This window comes from Nocardioides pakistanensis (genome assembly GCF_054781215.1).
In genome coordinates, this window is record NZ_BAAGUV010000004.1 from 159,772 (window position 1) to 177,733 (window position 17,962).

Consider the following 17,962-nt stretch of genomic DNA (forward strand, 5'->3'; position numbering starts at 1 on the left):
CTGTGCAGGACCGGGCGACCGTCGCACGTTGGGACTGAGCCCCGACGCGACCGGCGGATCGACCCGGAAGCGAGGTACAGAACTCATGAACACGCGACTGCTTGTGCGTGCCTTCGCAGTCACCGCGCTGGCTGCAGCTCTTGCCGCACCGGCGGCGGCTCTGGACATCAACGGAACCGCCGAGGACGACAGGCTCGTCGGCACCTCCGGTGCCGACACCATCCGCGCGTACCAGGGCGACGACATCGTCCACGCCAGGGCAGGTGACGACACCCTCTACGGCCACCGCGGTGCGGACAAGCTCTACGCCGGGCTGGGCGCCGACGTGGTGAAGGGTGGACGGCTGGGCGACCTGATCGTCGGAGGCGACGACGCCAAGCGCGACGTCCTCCACGGGCAGCGCGGGTCGGACCGGATCTTCGCCCGGACCCAGGACCAGGTGTACGCCGGCGTCGGCAACGACCTGATCGTGATCCACCGCCCGAAGACGGGGATCACGACGGTGGACTGTGGGCTCGGCGTCGACACGGTGATCATCCGTGCCGCGGACGAGAGCTTCGGCTGGATCCCGCCGTGGTCGAACGGCTGCGAGAACTACACGAGCAGGCCCTGATCGTCAGGTTTTGTCCGGGGTCGCACCGGCGACCCCTCGGGGGTCGGAGCACGCCGGCTGAGGGATACGCAGAAAAGCAGGTAGTGGACTCCGTAGGAACGCGGAGGCAAGGCGGCGACGTCAGGAGCACGATCGAAGTCGTCCGATGCAGCCAGTGTTCCTGGGAGGGAAGACACGATGCCGATGCCACCGCAGCCGCCCATGTTGAACGTCTCCATGACGCCCGAGACCCCGTGCCTGTTCGTGGAGATCAGTGGGGAGCTCGACCTGTGCAGCGTCGTCGAGATGCCGACTGAGGACTACTCGTCGCGGCCGGATCTGACGATGGTGCTCGTGGATCTCGGTGGTCTCACGTTCTGTGACTTCACCGGGCTCAGGGCACTCCTGAGGTTCCGCCGCACGCACGAGGAGCAGGGTCGCTCGGTGGCGGTCGTGCGGGCCACCCCGTTCGTCTGGCGGCTGCTGCGCCTGTGCGGCCTCACCGAGTCGATGGCGAAGAGCGAGCCGGTCGCGACCTGAGGGACCTCGAGGCGCCGCGCCTGCCGGTCATGCGCGGCGCGCCTCGCGCTCCACCATCCAGGCCACCACCTGGGTGCGCGACCCGAGGCCGAGCTTGCGCAGGATGCTCTCCACGTGGCTCTCCACGGTGCGCTGGGAGATCCGCAGCTGCTCGGCGATCTCGCGGTTGGTCAGGCCGGATGCGAGGAGCTGCGCTACCTCCTGCTCCCGTCGGGTGAGCGCGACCGGCTCCTCCGGAGCCTCCTCGGCCACGCCCTGCTCGAGGGCGAGCGCGAGGACCTGTTCCTCGGGCAGTGTCGCGCCCCGGCGGAACGCCGTACCGAAGGCGGCGGTGCGGCGGTCGAGCCCGACCTGGCCCTCGATCCGGCGACGGGTCCCGGACAGGTACGGCACGGTTTCCGGGTCCACCCGCAGGTGCCGCCACAGCGCATCGGCGGCGCCGAGCAGGGTCGCCGCTCGGTCGGTACGTCGCTCGGCAGACGCGGTCCACCCCAGCACCTCGAGCACGAGCGCGGTCGCCGAGCTGTCACCGAGGGCGGTCTTCATCTCGAGCGCCTGACGTTCCAGGTCGGTGGCACGCTCGAGGTGGCCGCGCAGCAGAGCCAGCACCCCGAGGCCCGCGAGGGCGTAGGAGCGGACGTGGATCTCCCCGGCCGGGCCGGTGAGGTCGACGCAGGTCTGCAACGTGCCCTCCGCGCCGTCGAGGTCGCCCACGAAGCCGCGACACAGGCCGAGCACGAACAGCGTCAGGGTCTCCGCCGACCGATCCCCGGCGGCGCGCGCGATCGCTGCCGCTTCCTCCAGCAGCCTCACTGCCTGCTCTGGGCTGCCGTCCCAGGTGACCTCGACTGCGCGTGCCAGCAGCACGTGCGCGCGGACCGCTGCGTCCGGCGGGAGGTCCGCGACCAGCGCTGTCGCCTCGTCCAGCAGTGCCCGCCCGGCGGCCGGCTCGCCCTGCAGGACCGCGGTCCAGGCGGCCATCGCGAGCGCCCGCGCGCGCCTGGAGCCGTCCGATCCACCGGCTGCGAGGCCCCGGGCGAGCCAGTGCCGCGCCTCGCCCAGCCGTCCCGAGGCGGCCCAGTAGGGCTCGAGTGCGACCACCATCTCCAGAGCGCGGCCCGCGTGCCGCCCGTCGCGCAGGCCGTGGCTGAGCGCCTCGCGCAGGTTGCCGTGCTCGTCTCGCAACGTGCGGTGCCACTTCGCCTGGTCGGCCCCGAAGGACTGCTCCGCCGCCGCACGGACCAGGTCGCCGTACCAGGCCAGGTGTCGGTTCCGGGTCGCTTCGCGCTGCTGCGCGGTCAGGTGCTCCGCGGCGTACTCGCGCAGCGACTCCAGCATGCGGAACCGCACCCGGGAGGCGCAGTCGCCGCTCCGCAGGAGCACGGACTTCTCGACCAGGCTGTCGACGAGGTCCAGCACGTCGGCCGCCTCGATGCCGTCGCCGGAGCACACCGCCTCCGCGGCCTCCAGCGTGAACCCGCCGGTGAACACCGAGAGCCGGTTCCACAGCAGTCGTTCGTCGGGTGTGCAGAGCGCCTCGCTCGCCTCCAGCGATGCGCGCAGCGACCGGTGCCGATCGGGCGCGTCGGGCGCCCCCTTCGCGAGCAGCCGCTGACGGTCGCCGAGCCGCGCGAGGATGCCCTCGGGTGAGAGCACGAGGATCCGCGCCGCCGCCAGCTCCACGGCAAGCGGCACGCCGTCGAGCGCCTCGCAGATCGCCGACACCGCTGCTGCATCGTCCTGGCTGAGGTGGAGTGAGGGGAGTACGGCGGCCGCCCGCGCGACGAACAGCTCCTGTGCCTCCTCGGCAGCCAGCGGCCCGACCGGGACCACCACCTCACCGGTCACGCCGAGCGGGCGCTGCGACGTGGCGAGGACGCGGAGCCGGGGTGCCGAGGCGAGCAGCACGGTCACCAGGTCCGCTGCGCGGCCGTGCATGACCTCGCAGCTGTCGAGCACCAGCACCCCCGCGCGGTCGGCGACGGCGGCGGCGAGCTCGCCGGGCCCGGCGGCCCCGTAGGGGAGGTGCACGCCGAGGGCCTCGGCGACCGAGTAGCCGAGCAGGTCGGGGTCGACGAGGTCGGCGAGTTCGACGGTCCAGGTCTCCTCTCGGCGGGCCCGTGCCCGGTCGGCTACCGCGGCCCGGGCGAGGGTGGTCTTGCCGATCCCGCTCGGCCCGGTCAGGGTGACCAGCCGCGTGGTGCCCAGCGTCTTCCGAAGGTCCGCGAGCTCCCGGCGCCGTCCGACCACCGACCCGCCCGCACGGGCAGGTGCGGCGACCGGAGGCTGCTGGGTGGCCGTCAACGACACGGCGTCCTCAGTAGCCGTAGGGCGCCGCCGTCCCGAAGTCGTACGGCAGCGGTGGCGCGTCGTCGTGGTGCTCGGCGCAGTAGCGGTCGCGAGCGGCCGACGACGTCAACGGCGGCAGGTAGGACTGGGTCGACAGCAGGGTGCGCGCCGCCGTTGCGGCCTGCTCCTCGATCGACGCGGCGACGGCGGCCCGTGCGGCCGGACTCGTCGCCGAGACCAGCGCCTCGGCGTTTCGCCAGGCGCCCTCCCGCGCCGCGGAGATGAACTGGAACAGGGTGAGGTTGCTCAGCCCCAGCGGGTCGTCGGCGTCGTCCATCCCCGGGTCGAACCGTGCGGCGACCTCGGCGAGCAGCGGCCTGGTGGCGGTGTAGAGCCACTGCTCGACCTTGTCGTAGTCGGGCTTGCGCGAGGACCCGTCCGGTGCGACGAGTCCGACCCCGGCGAGCACGAACGGCAGGTCGCGGTTGATGTGGGCGTTCATGCCGAGCAGCAGGCTCGTCGTACCCGGCACGCGCTTGTCGCGCGAGGCGTCGAACGCGATCCGCCACGACTCGGGCACCGCCGCCAGGTCACCGGAGCGGTAGGCGTAGTAGGCGTCGGTGTAGTACTTCGCGAAGACCGCGTCCTGGTGGTTGGCGAACGGCACGTCCTCGTAGTAGCCCGGGATGTCGCGGCTCCAGCCGTAGGTCTGGGTCATCCGCAGGTACGAGCGCGCGAACACCGCGTCGTGCGAGCACGACCTGGCGGTGCTGTCCGCGATCCGTGCCAGCTCCCGCAGCGTCGCCTTCAGGCACTTGTCCCGCCCGGCAACGCAGTCGTTCTCCGACGTCGGCACGTACTCGTCGGTCCACCCGGTCAGGTAGGAGGACCACGCCACGTTGGTCACCGTGGACGCGGACGCGGTCGACCCGCCGGGGGCGAGCGCGATGGACAGCGCGGCGGCCAGCACCCCCGTCAGGACTCCGACCGTCCAGCGGGCGCGTCGCAGCAAGGACTTCGCGGACAACATGGCTCCCTCCCCAGGCAGCAGATGCGCAACCTTCTATCTACCCGAGACAGGCGCCGGAGGCTCCATGGTCTAGCCCGTTCGGTCTAGTCCGTCGGGGTCGTCTCCGGCGTCGTTGCCTGCTGCTGCGCGGCCATCCACGCGGCCACCTGGGTGCGCGAGGTGAGGCTGAGCTTGCCGAGGATCCGGGCCACGTGCCCCTCCGCGGTCCGCCGCGCCATCACCAGCCGCTCGGCGATCTCGCGGTCGGTCAGGCCTTCGGCGACAAGCGCTGCGATCTCGAGCTCCCGCCGGGTGAGGCGTACGCCGTCGCCCGTCGAGTCTCCCGGCGCGGCGGGGGTACGTCGACCGAGGGCGAGCGTGACTGCCTCGTCGAAGCCGAGCGCCATGCCCTCCTTGAGGACCCGGTCGAAGACGCGGTCGCCCAGGGCCGTGCGGGTGCTCGCCAGGCAACGGTCGTGGTCTTCGTCCAGGTGGCCGAAGAGCCCGGCGCCGATCGAGCGCATCGCCGTCTGCACCGCACCGAGGAGCCGGGCGGCCTGCTCGGCGTTGCCGGCGTCGGCCTCGGCCCAGGCGATCACCTCGATCGACATCGCCATGCCCATCCGGTCGCCGAACGGCTCCTTCAGGCGCAGCACGTCGCGGGCATAGGTGCGTGCCCGCGACCCGCGGCCCAGCCGCCACTGCACCAGCGCCTCCACCCAGCGCGCCAGCGCCGCGCACCAGCGCTCCGACGCCGCCTCGCTGAGCCCGATGCACTCCTCGGCGTAGGCCATCCCCCGGTCGGAGTCGCCGAGGGTGGCGTGCACGGTGGCGAGCTGGACCAGCGCGAGCGGTACGCCGAACGGGTCGGTGCCCTTGCGGTGCAGCGCGAGCGCCTCCTCGAGCAGCGGCAGGGCCGCGGCAGGCTCGCCCCAGAACACCGAGGCCAGGGCCAGCCCGTGCAGCGCGTGCGCGCGCCAGGTGTCGTCCCCGGCGGCCGTCGCCCGCAAGAGCGCCTCGTCCAACAGCGGCCGGCCGACGTCGAGCTCACCCTGCAGGACCGCCAGCCGGCCGGCCACCTCCAGGCCGGCCGCGCGGACCAGGTCGCGTTCCGACCTCTCCGGCTCGGTCGGCTGGTGGGCCAGCAGCCGCTCCACCCAGGCCCTGCCCTCGCTGAACCGCCCGGTCATCACCCAGTGGTGCTGGAGGGTCGTGGCCATCGCGAGGCCTTCGACGGCGGTGTCCGGGTCGTGGGTCGCGGCCTCCAGTGCGGCGCGCAGGTTGTCGTGGTCGGCGCGCAGGCGGGTGAACCAGTCGACCTGGTCGGGGCCGAAGAGCTCGGCCGCGGCAGTCGTGGCCTGCGCGGCGTACCACCGGCGGTGGCGATCGACGTACGGTCGCGGGTCTCCGGCCTCGGCGAGCCGCGCGGCGCCGTACTCCCGCAGCGACTCGAGCATGTGGAATCTTGCCGCGCCGGCGACCTCGACCGGCTCGCGGACGACCACCGACTTGGCCACGAGCCCGTCGACGACGTCGGAGAGCACGGCTGCGGGGAGGGCGTCGTCGCAGGCGACCGCCTCCAGTGCGGCGAGGTCGAAGCCGCCGCTGAACACCGACGCGCGTGCCCACGCCAGCTGCTCCCGCGAGTCGAGCAGGTCGTGGCTCCAGTCGAGCAGGGCTTGAAGGGTCTGCTGCCGGGGCAGCGCCGACGTGCTTCCGCGCGTGAGCAGGGCGAACCGGTCGCTGAGGCGTTCGAGGATCTGCTCGACGGCGAGGGAACGCACGCGTACGGCGGCCAGCTCGATCGCCAGCGGCATCCCGTCGAGCCGGCGGACCAGCTCGGCCAGCGCTCGCTGGTTGGCGTCGGTGACCTGGAACGACGACCAGCTCGCGGTGGCCCGGTCGACGAAGAGGCGGACCGCGTCGTAGTGCATCACCGCCTCCGGAGACCCCGCAGCCGGCTCAGGGCGAGGCGTCGGCAGGGGCGGGACGGTGAGCACCAGCTCGCCGGGCAGGCCCAGCGCGTGCCGGCTGGTGACGAGGACCCGCACGCCGGGGCAGCGCGCCAGCAGCTCGGCGACCAGCTCGGTGGCCGCTTGCTGCACGTGCTCGCAGTTGTCGAGCACCAGCAGCAGCTCGCGCTCGCGCAGGTGTGCGACGAGACGCTCGGTGGCCGTGCCGCGCTCGGTGGACCGGATGCCGAGCGCGCCGACCACGGTCTCGGGCACCAGCTCGGGCACCTGGACCGGGGCGAGCTCGGCGACCCAGGCGCCGTCCGGGAGCCGCCGCTCCTGGTCCGCCGCCGACCGCAGTGCCAGCCGGGTCTTGCCGATCCCGCCGGGGCCCAACAGCGTGACCAGGCGGTGGCCGGCGAGCCCCTCGCGCACCGAGGTGAGCTCATGCCGACGCCCCACGAAGCTGGACAGTTCCGCGGGTAGGTTGCCCCGTTGCTCGGTGGTCGCCTGCATCGCACCGCCAGCGTAGCCATGCGCGAGCTGCGTGCAGCCCACGTCATTCCTCCAGCAGCCGTCTCAGCTTCAGGGGCGCACAGAACCGGTAGCTCTCGGTCACCAGCTCGGCGACCTCGTCCCAGTCGGTGTCCTCGTCGATCACCATGCCGACGACGGTGGGCGACCACGGTGGTTGGTAGAACGGCGGCCCGGCCCGGGTGAGGGTCAGCAGCTCGTCACCCGATGACCGGAAGGTCAGCACCGTGGTGGGTTCGGCCGACCCGGTCATCTCGCGGTACGCCGAGGTGTAACCCTCCTGGGAGACCAGGACGTGGGCGAAGGTCTTGTGCCGGACCCGCCACCTCACCCCGGTCCAGGCGTCCTCCTCGTATGCGTCGGGCAGTGCCAGGGCGATGGAGGCGAGCCGGGCGACCACGTCGCCGGAGGGCTCGATGCGCGGCGGCCGGGACATGGTCCCGAGTCTGTCAGCGACAGCCGACTCACGAGGAGACGTTCGTCAGTGGTCCTCGCCCCAGTTGGCGACCAGCACGGCCACCGGCGGGAGGATCGCAGCGATCACGGACATGACGACGGCCGCGGTCGTCGACCACAGCCGGACCACGTTCCAAGCGAGCACGATCAGCGCCAGGCAGGTGCCCATCAAGGCGAAGTACCAGCGTCGGCGGCGGCGCAGGCGTGCGCTCTGCGATTCGGCGGCGTTGCTGAGTGAAAAGCGCGTGGGCTCTCGTCTCATCACTCCTACTGTCCCACGCTGGCTGGACATCACGTATCGCTAGCCTGTGCCGGTGACTGACGAAGACCGGATCGCCGACCTGCTCGCCGACTTCCCTGTGACGGTGGAGATCCCCGTCGCCTGGGGCGACATGGATGCCATGGGCCACGTGAACAACGCCGTCTACTTCCGCTACTTCGAGACCGCTCGGATCAAGTGTTTCGCCGAGCTCGGCCTGGGCTCGATCGAGCAGTCGAACGGCGTCGGACCGATCCTGCACTCGGCAAGCTGCCGGTTCCGGATCCCGCTCACTCACCCCGACACGGTGACCGTCGGCGCGCAGATCGGGGAGGTGGGCGACGACCGGTTCGTCATGCGGTACCGGGCCGTGAGCCACCGACACGGAGCGGTCGCCGCAGACGGCGAATCGCTGATCGTCACCTTCGACTACGCCACCGGCAGCAAGGCTCGGGTGTCCGATGAGCTGGCGGCGCGTCTCGCGGACTTGCGTTGAGCCTGACCACGGCTCGGAGCGTCGGCTGACAGAGTGTCCTCGTGATCACGACGTTCCTCGTTGAGCACCCCTGGGTCACGACGGCCGGCCTGATCCTGATGGTCGCGCTGGGTCCCGGGGTCGGCTACTGGCTGACGACACGTCCACGGCTGGCACGGGCGGCAGCATTGGCGAGTCTGGTGCCGGTTGCGGCCCTGACCCTGGTTCCGACCAGCCGTGACCTCGAGGTGGGCTGCGCGGTGGAGTGGGCGGTGCCCGGCCTGGGAGCAGTGGAGCTGATGGCCAACGTCGTGCTGTTCATCCCGCCGGCCCTCCTGTGGGGGGTTGCCTGGAGGCGCCCGGTCATCGTGCTCATCGGCGCTGGCGGTGCGTCCGCGATGATCGAGCTCGCCCAGGCCTTTCTGACGATGCTCGGTCGTTCCTGCTCGACCAACGACTGGCTCTCGAACACGCTCGGAGCGATGGTGGGGGCCGTCATCGCGCTGGCGGCGCTCCGGCTCCGCGCACGCGTCTCCGATGCCGAACCCTCGGACAGCGTGATGGCGACGGATCAGCGGAGCTGACGCTCGATCCGATGACAGAGGGCGTGGCCCGGGCGACCTCAGCCCCGCCGCGGCTCAGCGACCGCAGCGGTCCACTCGCTCCCAGGGCCAGTCGGTGCCGAGCCAGCGTGCGACGGCGTCTGCGAGTGGCGCGTCGAGGTCCGCCCTGTCGGCCCGGACCCAGGACTGCACGGTGACGTCCCAGTCCGAGGAGGTCGAGGGGTAGAGGTACACGCAGCCGATGACGTCGTTGTTGGTCGGCTCGAGGACGGTGAACGTGAATCCGACGCGACGTGCGAAGTCGTCGGCGTGACGGCGGAGGTCGGCGAGGTTCTCCTCGAGCGTCATGCCGCTGCGTGGTGGCCAGCTGCCGTCGGGATAGCCGGGGGTGGAGCGAATGTGGTCGATGCTCGACATCCAGGCGGCATGGTCGGCCTGGTTGTGCTGCGGCCCCAGCGGTTCGAGGTGGAACCGGTCGGTGGTGAGTGAGGTGGGTGGATCGAAGCCGACCGGCACGAAATCGTCCGTAGTCATGATCGGGACCGTAGTCGAGATCGTGGCCTACCCATTGCTGGCGGGCCGGAAGGGCTTCACGCGCAGGCCCTGGGCGGAGTCGGCGACGAGTGCGGCGATCCGGCGCTCGCGGGTGGCCTCCTGTTTCGCCGACATGACCCAGGACTTGGCCAGCTTGCGGTACGACGGGGCCTGCGACTCGAAGAACGCCAGCGCCTCGGGAACGGCGGCCAGCTGGGCGGCGTACTCCTCGCTCAGCTCCACCTCGCCGTTCTCGTAGGTGTAGATCCCCGACCGCTCGTCCAGCCGAGCCTCGAACGCGGCCAGGCCGGCCGGCGTCATCAGCCCCTGCTCGCGCAGCTCGGCGACCTTGGCGATGTTGATGCTGCTCCAGTTGCTGCGCGGCTTGCGCGGGGTGAACCGCTGGCGACTCCGGTCGGCGTCCACGCTCTTGCGCACGCTGTCGATCCAACCGAAGCACAGCGCCTGGTCGACCGCCTCGGACCAGGTCAGGTTGACGCGGCCGGTGTGCTTCTTCCAGTAACCGACCCAGACCTCGGTCGCGGTCTGGTGGTGCTCCTCCAGCCACGAGCGCCAGTGGAGCGGGCTCTCGAAGTAGATCGCGGCGTCATGGGAGTCCATGGCAGGAAGATGCCCCGGACGCGGGTCCGGGTCAACCCGCCGTCCGAGGTGCCGGCACGCGGTGACGGTCCGGTCGCCGCCCGGTCAGACCGGGTCGGTCACGTCGCCGACCTGCGCCCCCAGGTGGGCGATGACGTCGTCGGCGGCCACCGTCGCGGCCACGCCGTGGGCTCCCGCGCCGATCGAGATGATCTCCCCCACGATCTGCTCGTCGGCGATGACCGGGAGCGGGGTGAGGGAGCCGAAGGGCGTGATCGTGCCGCGCTCGTAGCCGGTCACCTCGCGTGCCTTCTCCGCGTCGGGCATCGAGATCCGGTTGACGCCCAGCAGAGCCCGCAGCTTGGGCCACGAGATCTCGCGGTCGCCGGGCACGAGGACGAACAGGTGGTCGCCCGGTCCGCGCCGTACGACCATCGTCTTCACGATCGCTCGCGGGGGTACGCCGCGCACCTCGGCCGCCTCGGCCAGCGACCTGACCCTGCCGTGCCGCGTGACCGTGTGGGCGATGCCGGACTCCGCCAGGGCTCGCAGGGCGGGCGTCTCGTCTCCGGTCGCGACCTCCATGCCGCGAGCCTACGGCAGCGGAAGTCCTACGCTTCGCGTTGTGACTCTCGACGATCGCGCCGCGCGGCCGATGCGCACGCCCTTGATGGGTTCGCGGTACGCCGGTTCGACCGTGGGGTCGGTGGCGCTGGTCTTCCTCGCCGCGTTCGAAGCGCTCGCGGTCGCCACGGTGATGCCGACGGTCACCGCCGACCTCGATGGCCGGGCCTGGTTCTCCACGGCGTTCTCGGCGACCCTCGCGGCCAGCGTGGTCGGCATGGTGGCGGCGGGGCTGTGGTCCGACCGCCGGGGAGCGGTCCGACCCCTGCTCACCTCGGTGGCGTTGTTCATCGTGGGACTGATGCTGGCCGGGCTGGCGCCGAACATGGCTCTGCTGGTGGCAGCACGCTTCGTGCAGGGCCTCGGCGCGGGCGGGCTGACAGTCGCGCTCTATGTCCTGGTCGGCCAGGTCTACGACCCGGTGGACCGGCCGCGGATCCTCGGTGCTTTCGCTGCCGCGTGGGTCGTTCCCGGAATCGTCGGGCCGTTCCTGGCCGGGGTCGTGGCCGACTCCGTCGGCTGGCGGTGGGTGTTCCTCGGCGTGGTCGGGGTCGCCCTCGCCGCGCTGATGCTGCTCGTGCCGACGCTGCGGAAGGTCACCGAGCCGGACCGGAGCGAACCGGCCGGGAGCGCGCGCGGCGTGCGCCGGCTGCTGCTGGCCGCCGCGGTCGCCCTTGCGGTCGTCGGGCTCAACCTTACCGGTGGGGCCCGGGGCGTCACGGCCGTGGTGGTCGCGCTCGTCGCGGCCGTCGCCGCACTGGTGGGTGTGCGGCCGCTGCTGCCGGCCGGCACCCTGCGCGGGCGGCCCGGGCTGCCGTCCGCGATCGGCCTGCGCGGCGTGATGGGCGGGACGTTCTTCGCCTCCGAGGCGTACCTGCCCTACCTGCTGCAGGAGCAGTACGGCGCCGCCACCTGGGTCAGCGGGCTGGTCCTCACCGCGGCGACGTTCGGCTGGGCCGGCGCCTCCCACCTGCAGGGTCGACTGGGTCAGGAGCGGCTCCCCGACGAGGCTGCGCTGCACACCGGTGCGGGTCTGCTGGTGCTCGGCGTGGGCTCGATCCTGGCCACCGCCGCGCTGGATCTGCCTGGTGCGTTGGTCGGACTCGGGTGGCTGGTCGCCGCGATGGGGATGGGGCTGATCTACCCACGGGTGACCTCCGTGGTGCTGGCCCGCACAGAGGCCCACGAGCGGGGCAGCGCCACCTCGGCGATCGCGATCAGCGACTCCGTGGGAGCCGCGCTCGCGGTGGCGGTCGCCGGCCTGGTGTTCACCACCGTCGGCACCGCTGCCGACCGCGGGCCGTTCGTCGCTGTCCTCACCCTGACCACGGCGTTCGGCGCACTGGCGGTGCCGCTCTCCCGCCGCGTGGGCGGCGGATAGAGTCGGGGTATGCCGCCGAGTCTTCGGCGGGTGGGTCACCGCGTGGTGGAGCTCTCGCGCGGCAGGCTCGGGGTCGCCGGGGCGCTGGTCCTGCTGGTGGTGGTGCGCCTGCCGTTCCTGATGGATCCGCCCAGCCCGGACGAGGGCGGCTTCCTCCTGGTCGCGGAGCAGTGGCACCTCGACGACGACGGTCTCTACGGCGCCTACTGGGTGGACCGGCCGCCGCTCCTGCTGCTCCTGTTCAAGGTCCCCGCCGCGCTCGGCGGAGTCACCGCGCTGCGCCTGCTCGGCACGGTGGCCGCGGTCGCCCTCGTGCTGCTCGCCGCTGCAGTCGGCCGCCAGGTCGCGGGTCGTGACGTCGCCGGCTGGTGCGCCCTGGTCGCCGCGGCGCTGAGCTCCTCCTACGCCACCGGCGGTCACCTCGTCGACGGTGAGCTGCTCGCCGTACCCCTGGTCCTCGCCGGCTGCCTCGCCAGCCTGCTGGCCCTCGACGCCGCGGGCATCCGTGACGGCCGGGCGTGGGCGTGGTCCGCGCTGGCGGGTACGACGGGCGCGGCGGCCGTGCTGATCAAGCAGAACCTCGTCGACGGGCTGGTGTTCGCCGGCGTTCTGCTGCTCGTCGCCGCACTCGCCGACCGGGGCCCGTCGAGGCGCCATGTCGCGAAGATGGCAGCCGGTGTCATGGCCGGCGCGCTGCTCGTGCTCGGCGCCGTCGCCGGGTGGGCCGTGGCAGCCGGGGCGGGGCTGGGCCGGCTGGCCTACGGGATGTACGGGTTCCGGCTCGACGCCGCGGAGGCGATCGCCGGCAGCGACCAGAGCCGGCCGATGGAACGGCTCGGGCTGCTGGTGCTCGCCGCGGTGCTCAGCGGGATGGTGCCGATCCTCGTGCTGGCGCTGCGTGACGTGACTCTGCCGCTGACGCGCGCGGACCCGGTGTCGTGGGCGTTCGTCGGGATGCTGGTCGTCGGTGTCGCGGGCGTCGCCGCGGGCGGCAGCTTCTGGCGGCACTACCTGATCGCGCTGGTCCCCGCGACGGTGATCGGTGTCGCGCTGATGGTCCGGCATCGTCCTGGCGTGCGGTGGCTCCCGTGGCTGGTGGGGCTCACGGTCCTCTCCGTGCTGGTCACGGCAGCCGGCGCGAACGTCGTACACGCCTTCCGGGAGGACCCGCAGGAGCGGGCGATGCGCGCGGCACTCTGGCTGCGCGAGCACGCGGCGCCGGGCGACACCGCCGTGGTCACCTACGGGCACGCGAACACGCTGCTGGAAGCAGGGATGGCGAGTCCGTACCCGTACCTGTGGAGCCTGCCGGTCCGGGTGCGCGATCCGGAGCTCGACCTGCTGGCGGACACGCTGGCCGGCCCGGATGCGCCGGACTGGGTCGTCGAGTGGGACGACGTCGACACCTGGGGGCTGGACGAGAACGGCCGGGTGCGTGCGGTGCTGGAGGGCGAGTACGAGGTCGTGGCGGAGCGGGACGGGATCGTGTTCCACCGGCGGCGGTGAGGGCCGGGGGTCTCGACAGGCTCGACCACCGAGCTCGACCACCGAGCTCGACCACCGGAGCTCGGCCACCGAGCTCGACCACCGGAGCACGACCACCGGAGCTCGACCACCGGTGGTGGGTAAAGCGTGCCATGGTGAGAGCTATGGGTGAGACGAGGGAGTTTCCGCACCTTCCGGACGGGTTCGTCTTCGGGACCAGCACCGCGGCGTACCAGATCGAGGGCGCCGTCGACGAGGGCGGCCGCGGCCGCAGCATCTGGGACACGTTCTGCGCCGAGCCGGGCCGGATCATCGACGGCAGCAGCGGCGCGGTGGCCTGCGACCACTACCACCGCTACGCCGAGGACGTCGCGCTGATGAAGGAGCTCGGCGTCGACGGCTACCGGTTCTCGATCAGCTGGCCGCGGGTCCAGCCGGACGGGTCCGGTACGCCGAGCTCGGCCGGTCTGGACTTCTACGACCGGCTGGTCGACGAGCTGCTCGCCAACGGGATCGAGCCGATGGCGACGATGTACCACTGGGACCTGCCGCAGGCCCTCGAGGACGACGGCGGCTGGCTCAACCGGGAGACCGCGCTGCGGTTCGCCGACTACGCCGACCTGCTCGCGGGCCGGTTCGCCGACCGCGTCGAGCACTGGATCCCGGTCAACGAGCCCAACGTGGTGACCCTGCTCGGCTACGGGCTCGGCATGCACGCGCCGGGCAAGCAGCTGATGTTCGACGCGCTCCCTGCCGCGCACCATCTGCTGCTCGGGCACGGCCTGGCGGTCCGCGCGCTGCGCGAGCACAACGCGCACAGCATCGGCACCGCCAACAACCACACCCCGGTGTGGCCGGCGACCGACAGCACCGAGGACCAGGACGCCGCCCAGCTCTACGCCACGCTGTGGAACCGGCTGTTCGCCGACCCGATCCTGCGCGGCAGCTATCCCGACGGCTTCGCCGACCTGATGCCCGGCCCGGTCGCCGACGACCTGCCGGTGATCGCCAGCCCGATCGACTTCTACGGCGTCAACTACTACAACCCGACCCGGATCGCCGGGCCGTCCACCCCGGCGCCGGAGGGCAGCCCGGTCAGCGGCGAGGGGCTGCCGTTCGTGATGGTGCCGGTCGAGGGCTACCCGCTGACCGACTTCGACTGGCCGGTGGTGCCGGACGGCCTGCGCGACCTGCTGGTGATGATGGAGCACGGGTACGACGGTCTGATGCCGCCGGTCTACATCACCGAGTCCGGATGCGCCTACAACGAGGAGCCCGACGCCACCGGACGGGTCGCCGACCAGCGCCGGATCGACTACCTCGACGGCCACCTCCGCGCGGTCGGGGAGGCGATCACCGCCGGCGTCGACGTCCGCGGCTACTTCACCTGGAGCCTGATCGACAACTTCGAGTGGGCCGAGGGCTACACCAAGCGGTTCGGTCTGGTGCACGTCGACTTCGAGACCCAGCAGCGCACGCCGAAGGACTCCTTCGCCTGGTTCAGGCAGATGATCGCCGAGAACCGGCGGTGACCGCTCTCCCTCCGACCGGGTCGGTCCCCGCGGCCCTCGGCGCGCTCGCCGAGCCGGAGGTCCCGGTCCGCAAGGGCTGGGTCGCGCGGGTCACGATCGCGTCGGTCGGGCTCTGGGCCGGCTTCTTCGGGCCGATCCAGGTGCTGCTGGCCCAGCAGGCCGCCGAGGTCGCCCCCGGTAGCAAGGAGTTCGTGTTCGGCCTGGTCACGGGGATCGGCGCAGCGGTGTCGGTGGTCTCCAACCCGTTGTTCGGGGCGATCTCGGACCGCACCACCTCCCGGTTCGGCCGGCGGGTGCCGTGGGTGGTCCTCGGCGGACTCACCGGCGCGCTGGCGCTGCTCGTGCTGGCCGCCGCCGAGTCGGTGGTGCTGATGGTGGTCGGCTGGTGCCTCGCGCAGGCGGGGCTCAACGCGATGCTCGCAGCGATCACCGCGACCATCCCCGACCAGGTGCCGGTCGAGCAGCGCGGGGTCGTCGGCGGCTGGGTCGCCGTCGCCCAGACCATCGGCGTGGTCGGCGGGGTCGGCATCGCGACGGTCACCGGCGGTGTGGCGGCCGGTTTCGTCGCGACGGCCGCGGTGGTCGTCGTACTCGCCGTGCCGTTCGTGCTGCGCAGCGGTGACGTCGCGCTGCACCGGGACCAGCGGCCGGCGTGGGACCTCGCTGCGTTCGCGCGCGGGTTCTGGGTCGACCCGCGCCGCCACCCCGACTTCGGCTGGGCCTGGATCACCCGGTTCCTGGTCAACCTCGGCAACTCGCTCGGCACGCTCTACCTGTTCTTCTACCTCCAGGACGCGGTCGGCTACGGCGACCCCGAGGCGGGTGTGTTCGTGCTGACCGGCATCTACGCCGCCACGCTGGTCGCCACCACCGTGGTCGGCGGGATCTGGTCGGACCGGATCGGGCGGCGCAAGGTCTTCGTCACCGCCTCCGGGCTGGTCGCGGCGCTGGCGTCGGTGATCCTCGCGGTCACCCAGACCTGGCCGGGTGCGCTGGTCGCGGCCGTGGTGCTCGGCGCCGGGTACGGGGTCTACACGGCAGTCGACTTCGCGCTGATCACCCAGGTGCTTCCCGCCGCCACAGCCCGGGCCAAGGACCTCGGCGTCATCAACATCGCCAACGCGCTGCCGCAGGTGTTCGCGCCGTTCCTCGCCACCCTGCTGGTCACGCTGGCCGGCGGGTACACCTCGCTGTACCTGTTCTCCGCCGCGGTCTGCCTGGCCGGCAGCGTGCTGGTCTACCGGATCCGCAGCGTCCGCTGAGCCGCGGGCAGGCGTGAGACCGGCGCTCTCGGGCACTCTGGGCGCAGCGGGTACGACGGCCCGCCCCGTCTTCGAGACCGATCCCGCGAGGTTGCAGATGTCCTTGACCGTGCTCGTCACCGGAGCCACCGGCTTCGTCGGCTCCCACCTCGCCCGCGCGCTCGTCGAGGACGGCCACGACGTGCGCGCGATGACCCGCCGCCCCGACGAGTACGAAGGGCAGGGCGAACCGGTCGGCGGCGACGTGTTCGAGCCCTCCACCCTCGGCAAGGCGCTGCGCGGCGTGGACGTCGCCTACTACCTGGTGCACTCCCTCGACGACAACGACTTCGAACGGCTCGACGCCGAGGCGGCCACGGCGTTCGGGCAGGCCGCGGCGAAGGCGGGCGTGCGCCAGATCGTCTACCTCGGCGGCCTCGGGGACGACGACTCCGACCTGTCCCCGCACCTGCGCTCGCGCCGCCAGGTCGAGCGCCTGCTCGGCGAGGGCGGCGTACCGGTGACCGTGCTGCGGGCGGCGATCGTGGTCGGCCACGGCGGCATCTCGTGGGAGATCACCCGCCAGCTGGTCAAGAACCTCCCCGCGATGGTGGCGCCGCACTGGGTCGGCACGAAGACCCAGCCGATCGCGCTGCGTGACGTGATCCGCTACCTCGTGGGCGTGCTCGACAACGAGCAGGCGATGGGCCGGGTCTTCGAGATCGGCGGCGACGAGGTGCTGACCTATCGCGACATGCTCCGGCGGGCCTCGCAGATCCAGAACGGCCGGGACCTGCCGATCATCGTCGCGCCGGTGCTCACCCCGAGACTGTCCTCGCAGTGGCTGGCGCTGGTCACCGACGTCGACGCGAAGACCGGCCGCAACCTGATCGAGTCGATGAACAACGAGGTCGTCGTCCGCGACGACTCGATCCGCGAGGTCGTGCCGTTCGAGACGATGGGCTACGACGAGATGGTGAAGGCCGCGCTCGCGGACCGCCTGCGCGACAAGGGAGTGTTGTGACCTGGCTGAGGCGCTTCGTCGAGGCGACCCTGGTCGAGCCGGTCCCGCGTGACCACCGCCAGCCCGACCACATGTTCCGGCGACGCCGGGTGGTCTCCGCGGTCACGCTCGCCGTGGGCGCGACGCTGCTCGGGTTCTCGCTGGCCACCGAGCCGGGCGACCCGGTCTTCTACACGCTCACCTTCGCACTCGCCGCGACCTGGGCGGTCGGTGCGTTCGCCTCCGGGCCGTTGCACGTGGGCCGGGTCCCGGCGCTCTGGGGAGCAGGCCGGCCGGCGCGGTTGGTGGGACCGCCCGGGGTGGCGGAGCCGTTGGACGCATCGCGGGCCGCCGGGTCGGCAGGGTCGGCAGGGTCGACCGTCGGCCGGTGGCGGCGACCGGTGCTCGAGCCGATCCTGATCGGGCTCGCCGCGGTCGCGGTGTTCACCGTCGGTGGGCTGATCGTCGCGCAGATCCCGCCGCTGCGCTCGAGCGTCGAGGCGGTGCTCGACCACGCGGAGTACGGCTCGCTGCCGGTGATCGCGCTGGTGACCGTGGTCAACGGCGTCGCCGAGGAGCTGTTCTTCCGGGGCGGGCTGTACGCCGCGATCGGCCGACGCGCGCCGGTGCTGCTCTCGACCGGCATCTACGCGCTGACCACCGTGGCCACGGGCAACGTGATGCTGGTCTTCGCCGCCACCCTGCTCGGCCTGCTCACCGGCCTGCAGCGCCGGGTCACCGGGGGCGTGCTCGCCCCGATGCTCACCCACGTCACCTGGTCGCTGGGGATGCTGTTCATCCTCCCGCCGCTGATGAGTGCGTTCGGCTGACCGCGAGCCCCTGACTTCCCACGTGCTGTGGACGGTTCACAGCGACATGCGGCGTGTCCAGCG

The 17,962-nt window shown here is 72.2% G+C and carries 18 protein-coding genes; 10 read left to right on the plus strand and 8 right to left on the minus strand.

Annotated elements, in window-relative coordinates:
- Nucleotides 1-85: 85 nt before the first annotated feature.
- Together ACYVIH_RS02180 and ACYVIH_RS02185 are read left to right on the plus strand one after the other, a co-directional pair.
- Nucleotides 86-613, plus strand: coding sequence for a calcium-binding protein (locus ACYVIH_RS02180; RefSeq protein WP_460865452.1), 528 nt, complete (start codon nt 86-88; stop codon nt 611-613).
- A 201-nt stretch (nt 614-814) separates the two neighbouring features.
- Nucleotides 815-1,132, plus strand: coding sequence for an STAS domain-containing protein (locus ACYVIH_RS02185; protein WP_460865454.1), 318 nt, complete (start codon nt 815-817; stop codon nt 1,130-1,132).
- A 27-nt stretch (nt 1,133-1,159) separates the two neighbouring features.
- Here the strand turns inward: ACYVIH_RS02185 and ACYVIH_RS02190 are convergent, their stop codons facing one another.
- The 5 genes from ACYVIH_RS02190 to ACYVIH_RS02210 all read right to left on the minus strand — a co-directional run bounded on the left by ACYVIH_RS02190 (nt 1,160) and on the right by ACYVIH_RS02210 (nt 7,634).
- Nucleotides 1,160-3,442: an ATP-binding protein gene (locus tag ACYVIH_RS02190; protein WP_460865456.1), complete on the minus strand. Its 2,283-nt coding sequence runs from the start codon at nt 3,440-3,442 to the stop codon at nt 1,160-1,162.
- A gap of 7 nt (nt 3,443-3,449) precedes the next feature.
- Nucleotides 3,450-4,451: a DUF5995 family protein gene (locus ACYVIH_RS02195; protein ID WP_460865458.1), complete on the minus strand. Its 1,002-nt coding sequence runs from the start codon at nt 4,449-4,451 to the stop codon at nt 3,450-3,452.
- A gap of 83 nt (nt 4,452-4,534) precedes the next feature.
- Nucleotides 4,535-6,898, minus strand: a complete 2,364-nt coding sequence (locus ACYVIH_RS02200; RefSeq protein WP_460865460.1) for an ATP-binding protein — start codon at nt 6,896-6,898, stop codon at nt 4,535-4,537.
- 43 nt (nt 6,899-6,941) lie between these two features.
- Nucleotides 6,942-7,352 (minus strand): MmcQ/YjbR family DNA-binding protein, encoded by a 411-nt coding sequence (locus ACYVIH_RS02205; RefSeq protein ID WP_460865462.1) that lies wholly within the window; start codon nt 7,350-7,352, stop codon nt 6,942-6,944.
- A gap of 45 nt (nt 7,353-7,397) precedes the next feature.
- Nucleotides 7,398-7,634 carry a DUF3099 domain-containing protein gene (locus tag ACYVIH_RS02210; RefSeq protein ID WP_460865465.1) on the minus strand — a complete coding sequence of 79 codons (237 nt, stop codon included), beginning with the start codon at nt 7,632-7,634 and terminating at the stop codon, nt 7,398-7,400.
- Between the two features lie 52 nt (nt 7,635-7,686).
- Between ACYVIH_RS02210 and ACYVIH_RS02215 the strand changes: the two genes are divergently transcribed.
- A complete protein-coding gene (locus tag ACYVIH_RS02215; protein WP_460865468.1) occupies nt 7,687-8,127 on the plus strand; it encodes an acyl-CoA thioesterase in 441 nt (146 codons plus the stop codon).
- A 41-nt stretch (nt 8,128-8,168) separates the two neighbouring features.
- Nucleotides 8,169-8,690 (plus strand): VanZ family protein, encoded by a 522-nt coding sequence (locus tag ACYVIH_RS02220; RefSeq protein ID WP_460865470.1) that lies wholly within the window; start codon nt 8,169-8,171, stop codon nt 8,688-8,690.
- A gap of 54 nt (nt 8,691-8,744) precedes the next feature.
- Here the strand turns inward: ACYVIH_RS02220 and ACYVIH_RS02225 are convergent, their stop codons facing one another.
- From ACYVIH_RS02225 to ACYVIH_RS02235, 3 genes are all read right to left on the minus strand, one after another.
- Nucleotides 8,745-9,203, minus strand: a complete 459-nt coding sequence (locus tag ACYVIH_RS02225) for a GNAT family N-acetyltransferase (protein ID WP_460865474.1) — start codon at nt 9,201-9,203, stop codon at nt 8,745-8,747.
- 27 nt (nt 9,204-9,230) lie between these two features.
- Nucleotides 9,231-9,824, minus strand: coding sequence for a YdeI/OmpD-associated family protein (locus tag ACYVIH_RS02230; protein ID WP_460865477.1), 594 nt, complete (start codon nt 9,822-9,824; stop codon nt 9,231-9,233).
- 84 nt (nt 9,825-9,908) lie between these two features.
- Complete coding sequence (locus ACYVIH_RS02235) at nt 9,909-10,388, minus strand: aminoacyl-tRNA deacylase (protein ID WP_460865480.1); 480 nt, start codon at nt 10,386-10,388, stop codon at nt 9,909-9,911.
- A gap of 40 nt (nt 10,389-10,428) precedes the next feature.
- Here ACYVIH_RS02235 and ACYVIH_RS02240 point away from each other — a divergent pair, with 40 nt between their 5' ends.
- The 6 genes from ACYVIH_RS02240 (at nt 10,429) to ACYVIH_RS02265 (ending at nt 17,899) form a co-directional block, all read left to right on the plus strand.
- Nucleotides 10,429-11,808: an MFS transporter gene (locus ACYVIH_RS02240; protein WP_460865482.1), complete on the plus strand. Its 1,380-nt coding sequence runs from the start codon at nt 10,429-10,431 to the stop codon at nt 11,806-11,808.
- Between the two features lie 9 nt (nt 11,809-11,817).
- Nucleotides 11,818-13,314, plus strand: a complete 1,497-nt coding sequence (locus tag ACYVIH_RS02245) for a hypothetical protein (RefSeq protein WP_460865485.1) — start codon at nt 11,818-11,820, stop codon at nt 13,312-13,314.
- A 143-nt stretch (nt 13,315-13,457) separates the two neighbouring features.
- Nucleotides 13,458-14,825: a GH1 family beta-glucosidase gene (locus ACYVIH_RS02250; RefSeq protein ID WP_460865487.1), complete on the plus strand. Its 1,368-nt coding sequence runs from the start codon at nt 13,458-13,460 to the stop codon at nt 14,823-14,825.
- Nucleotides 14,822-16,087, plus strand: a complete 1,266-nt coding sequence (locus tag ACYVIH_RS02255; protein ID WP_460865490.1) for an MFS transporter — start codon at nt 14,822-14,824, stop codon at nt 16,085-16,087. Before ACYVIH_RS02250 ends, ACYVIH_RS02255 begins: the two co-directional genes overlap by 4 nt.
- 97 nt (nt 16,088-16,184) lie before the next feature.
- On the plus strand, nt 16,185-17,090 hold the full coding sequence (locus ACYVIH_RS02260; protein ID WP_460865492.1) for an NAD(P)H-binding protein: 906 nt from the start codon (nt 16,185-16,187) through the stop codon (nt 17,088-17,090).
- Nucleotides 17,087-17,899 carry a CPBP family intramembrane glutamic endopeptidase gene (locus tag ACYVIH_RS02265; RefSeq protein WP_460865494.1) on the plus strand — a complete coding sequence of 271 codons (813 nt, stop codon included), beginning with the start codon at nt 17,087-17,089 and terminating at the stop codon, nt 17,897-17,899. The genes ACYVIH_RS02260 and ACYVIH_RS02265 overlap by 4 nt, the downstream gene beginning before the upstream one ends.
- Nucleotides 17,900-17,962: the final 63 nt, after the last annotated feature.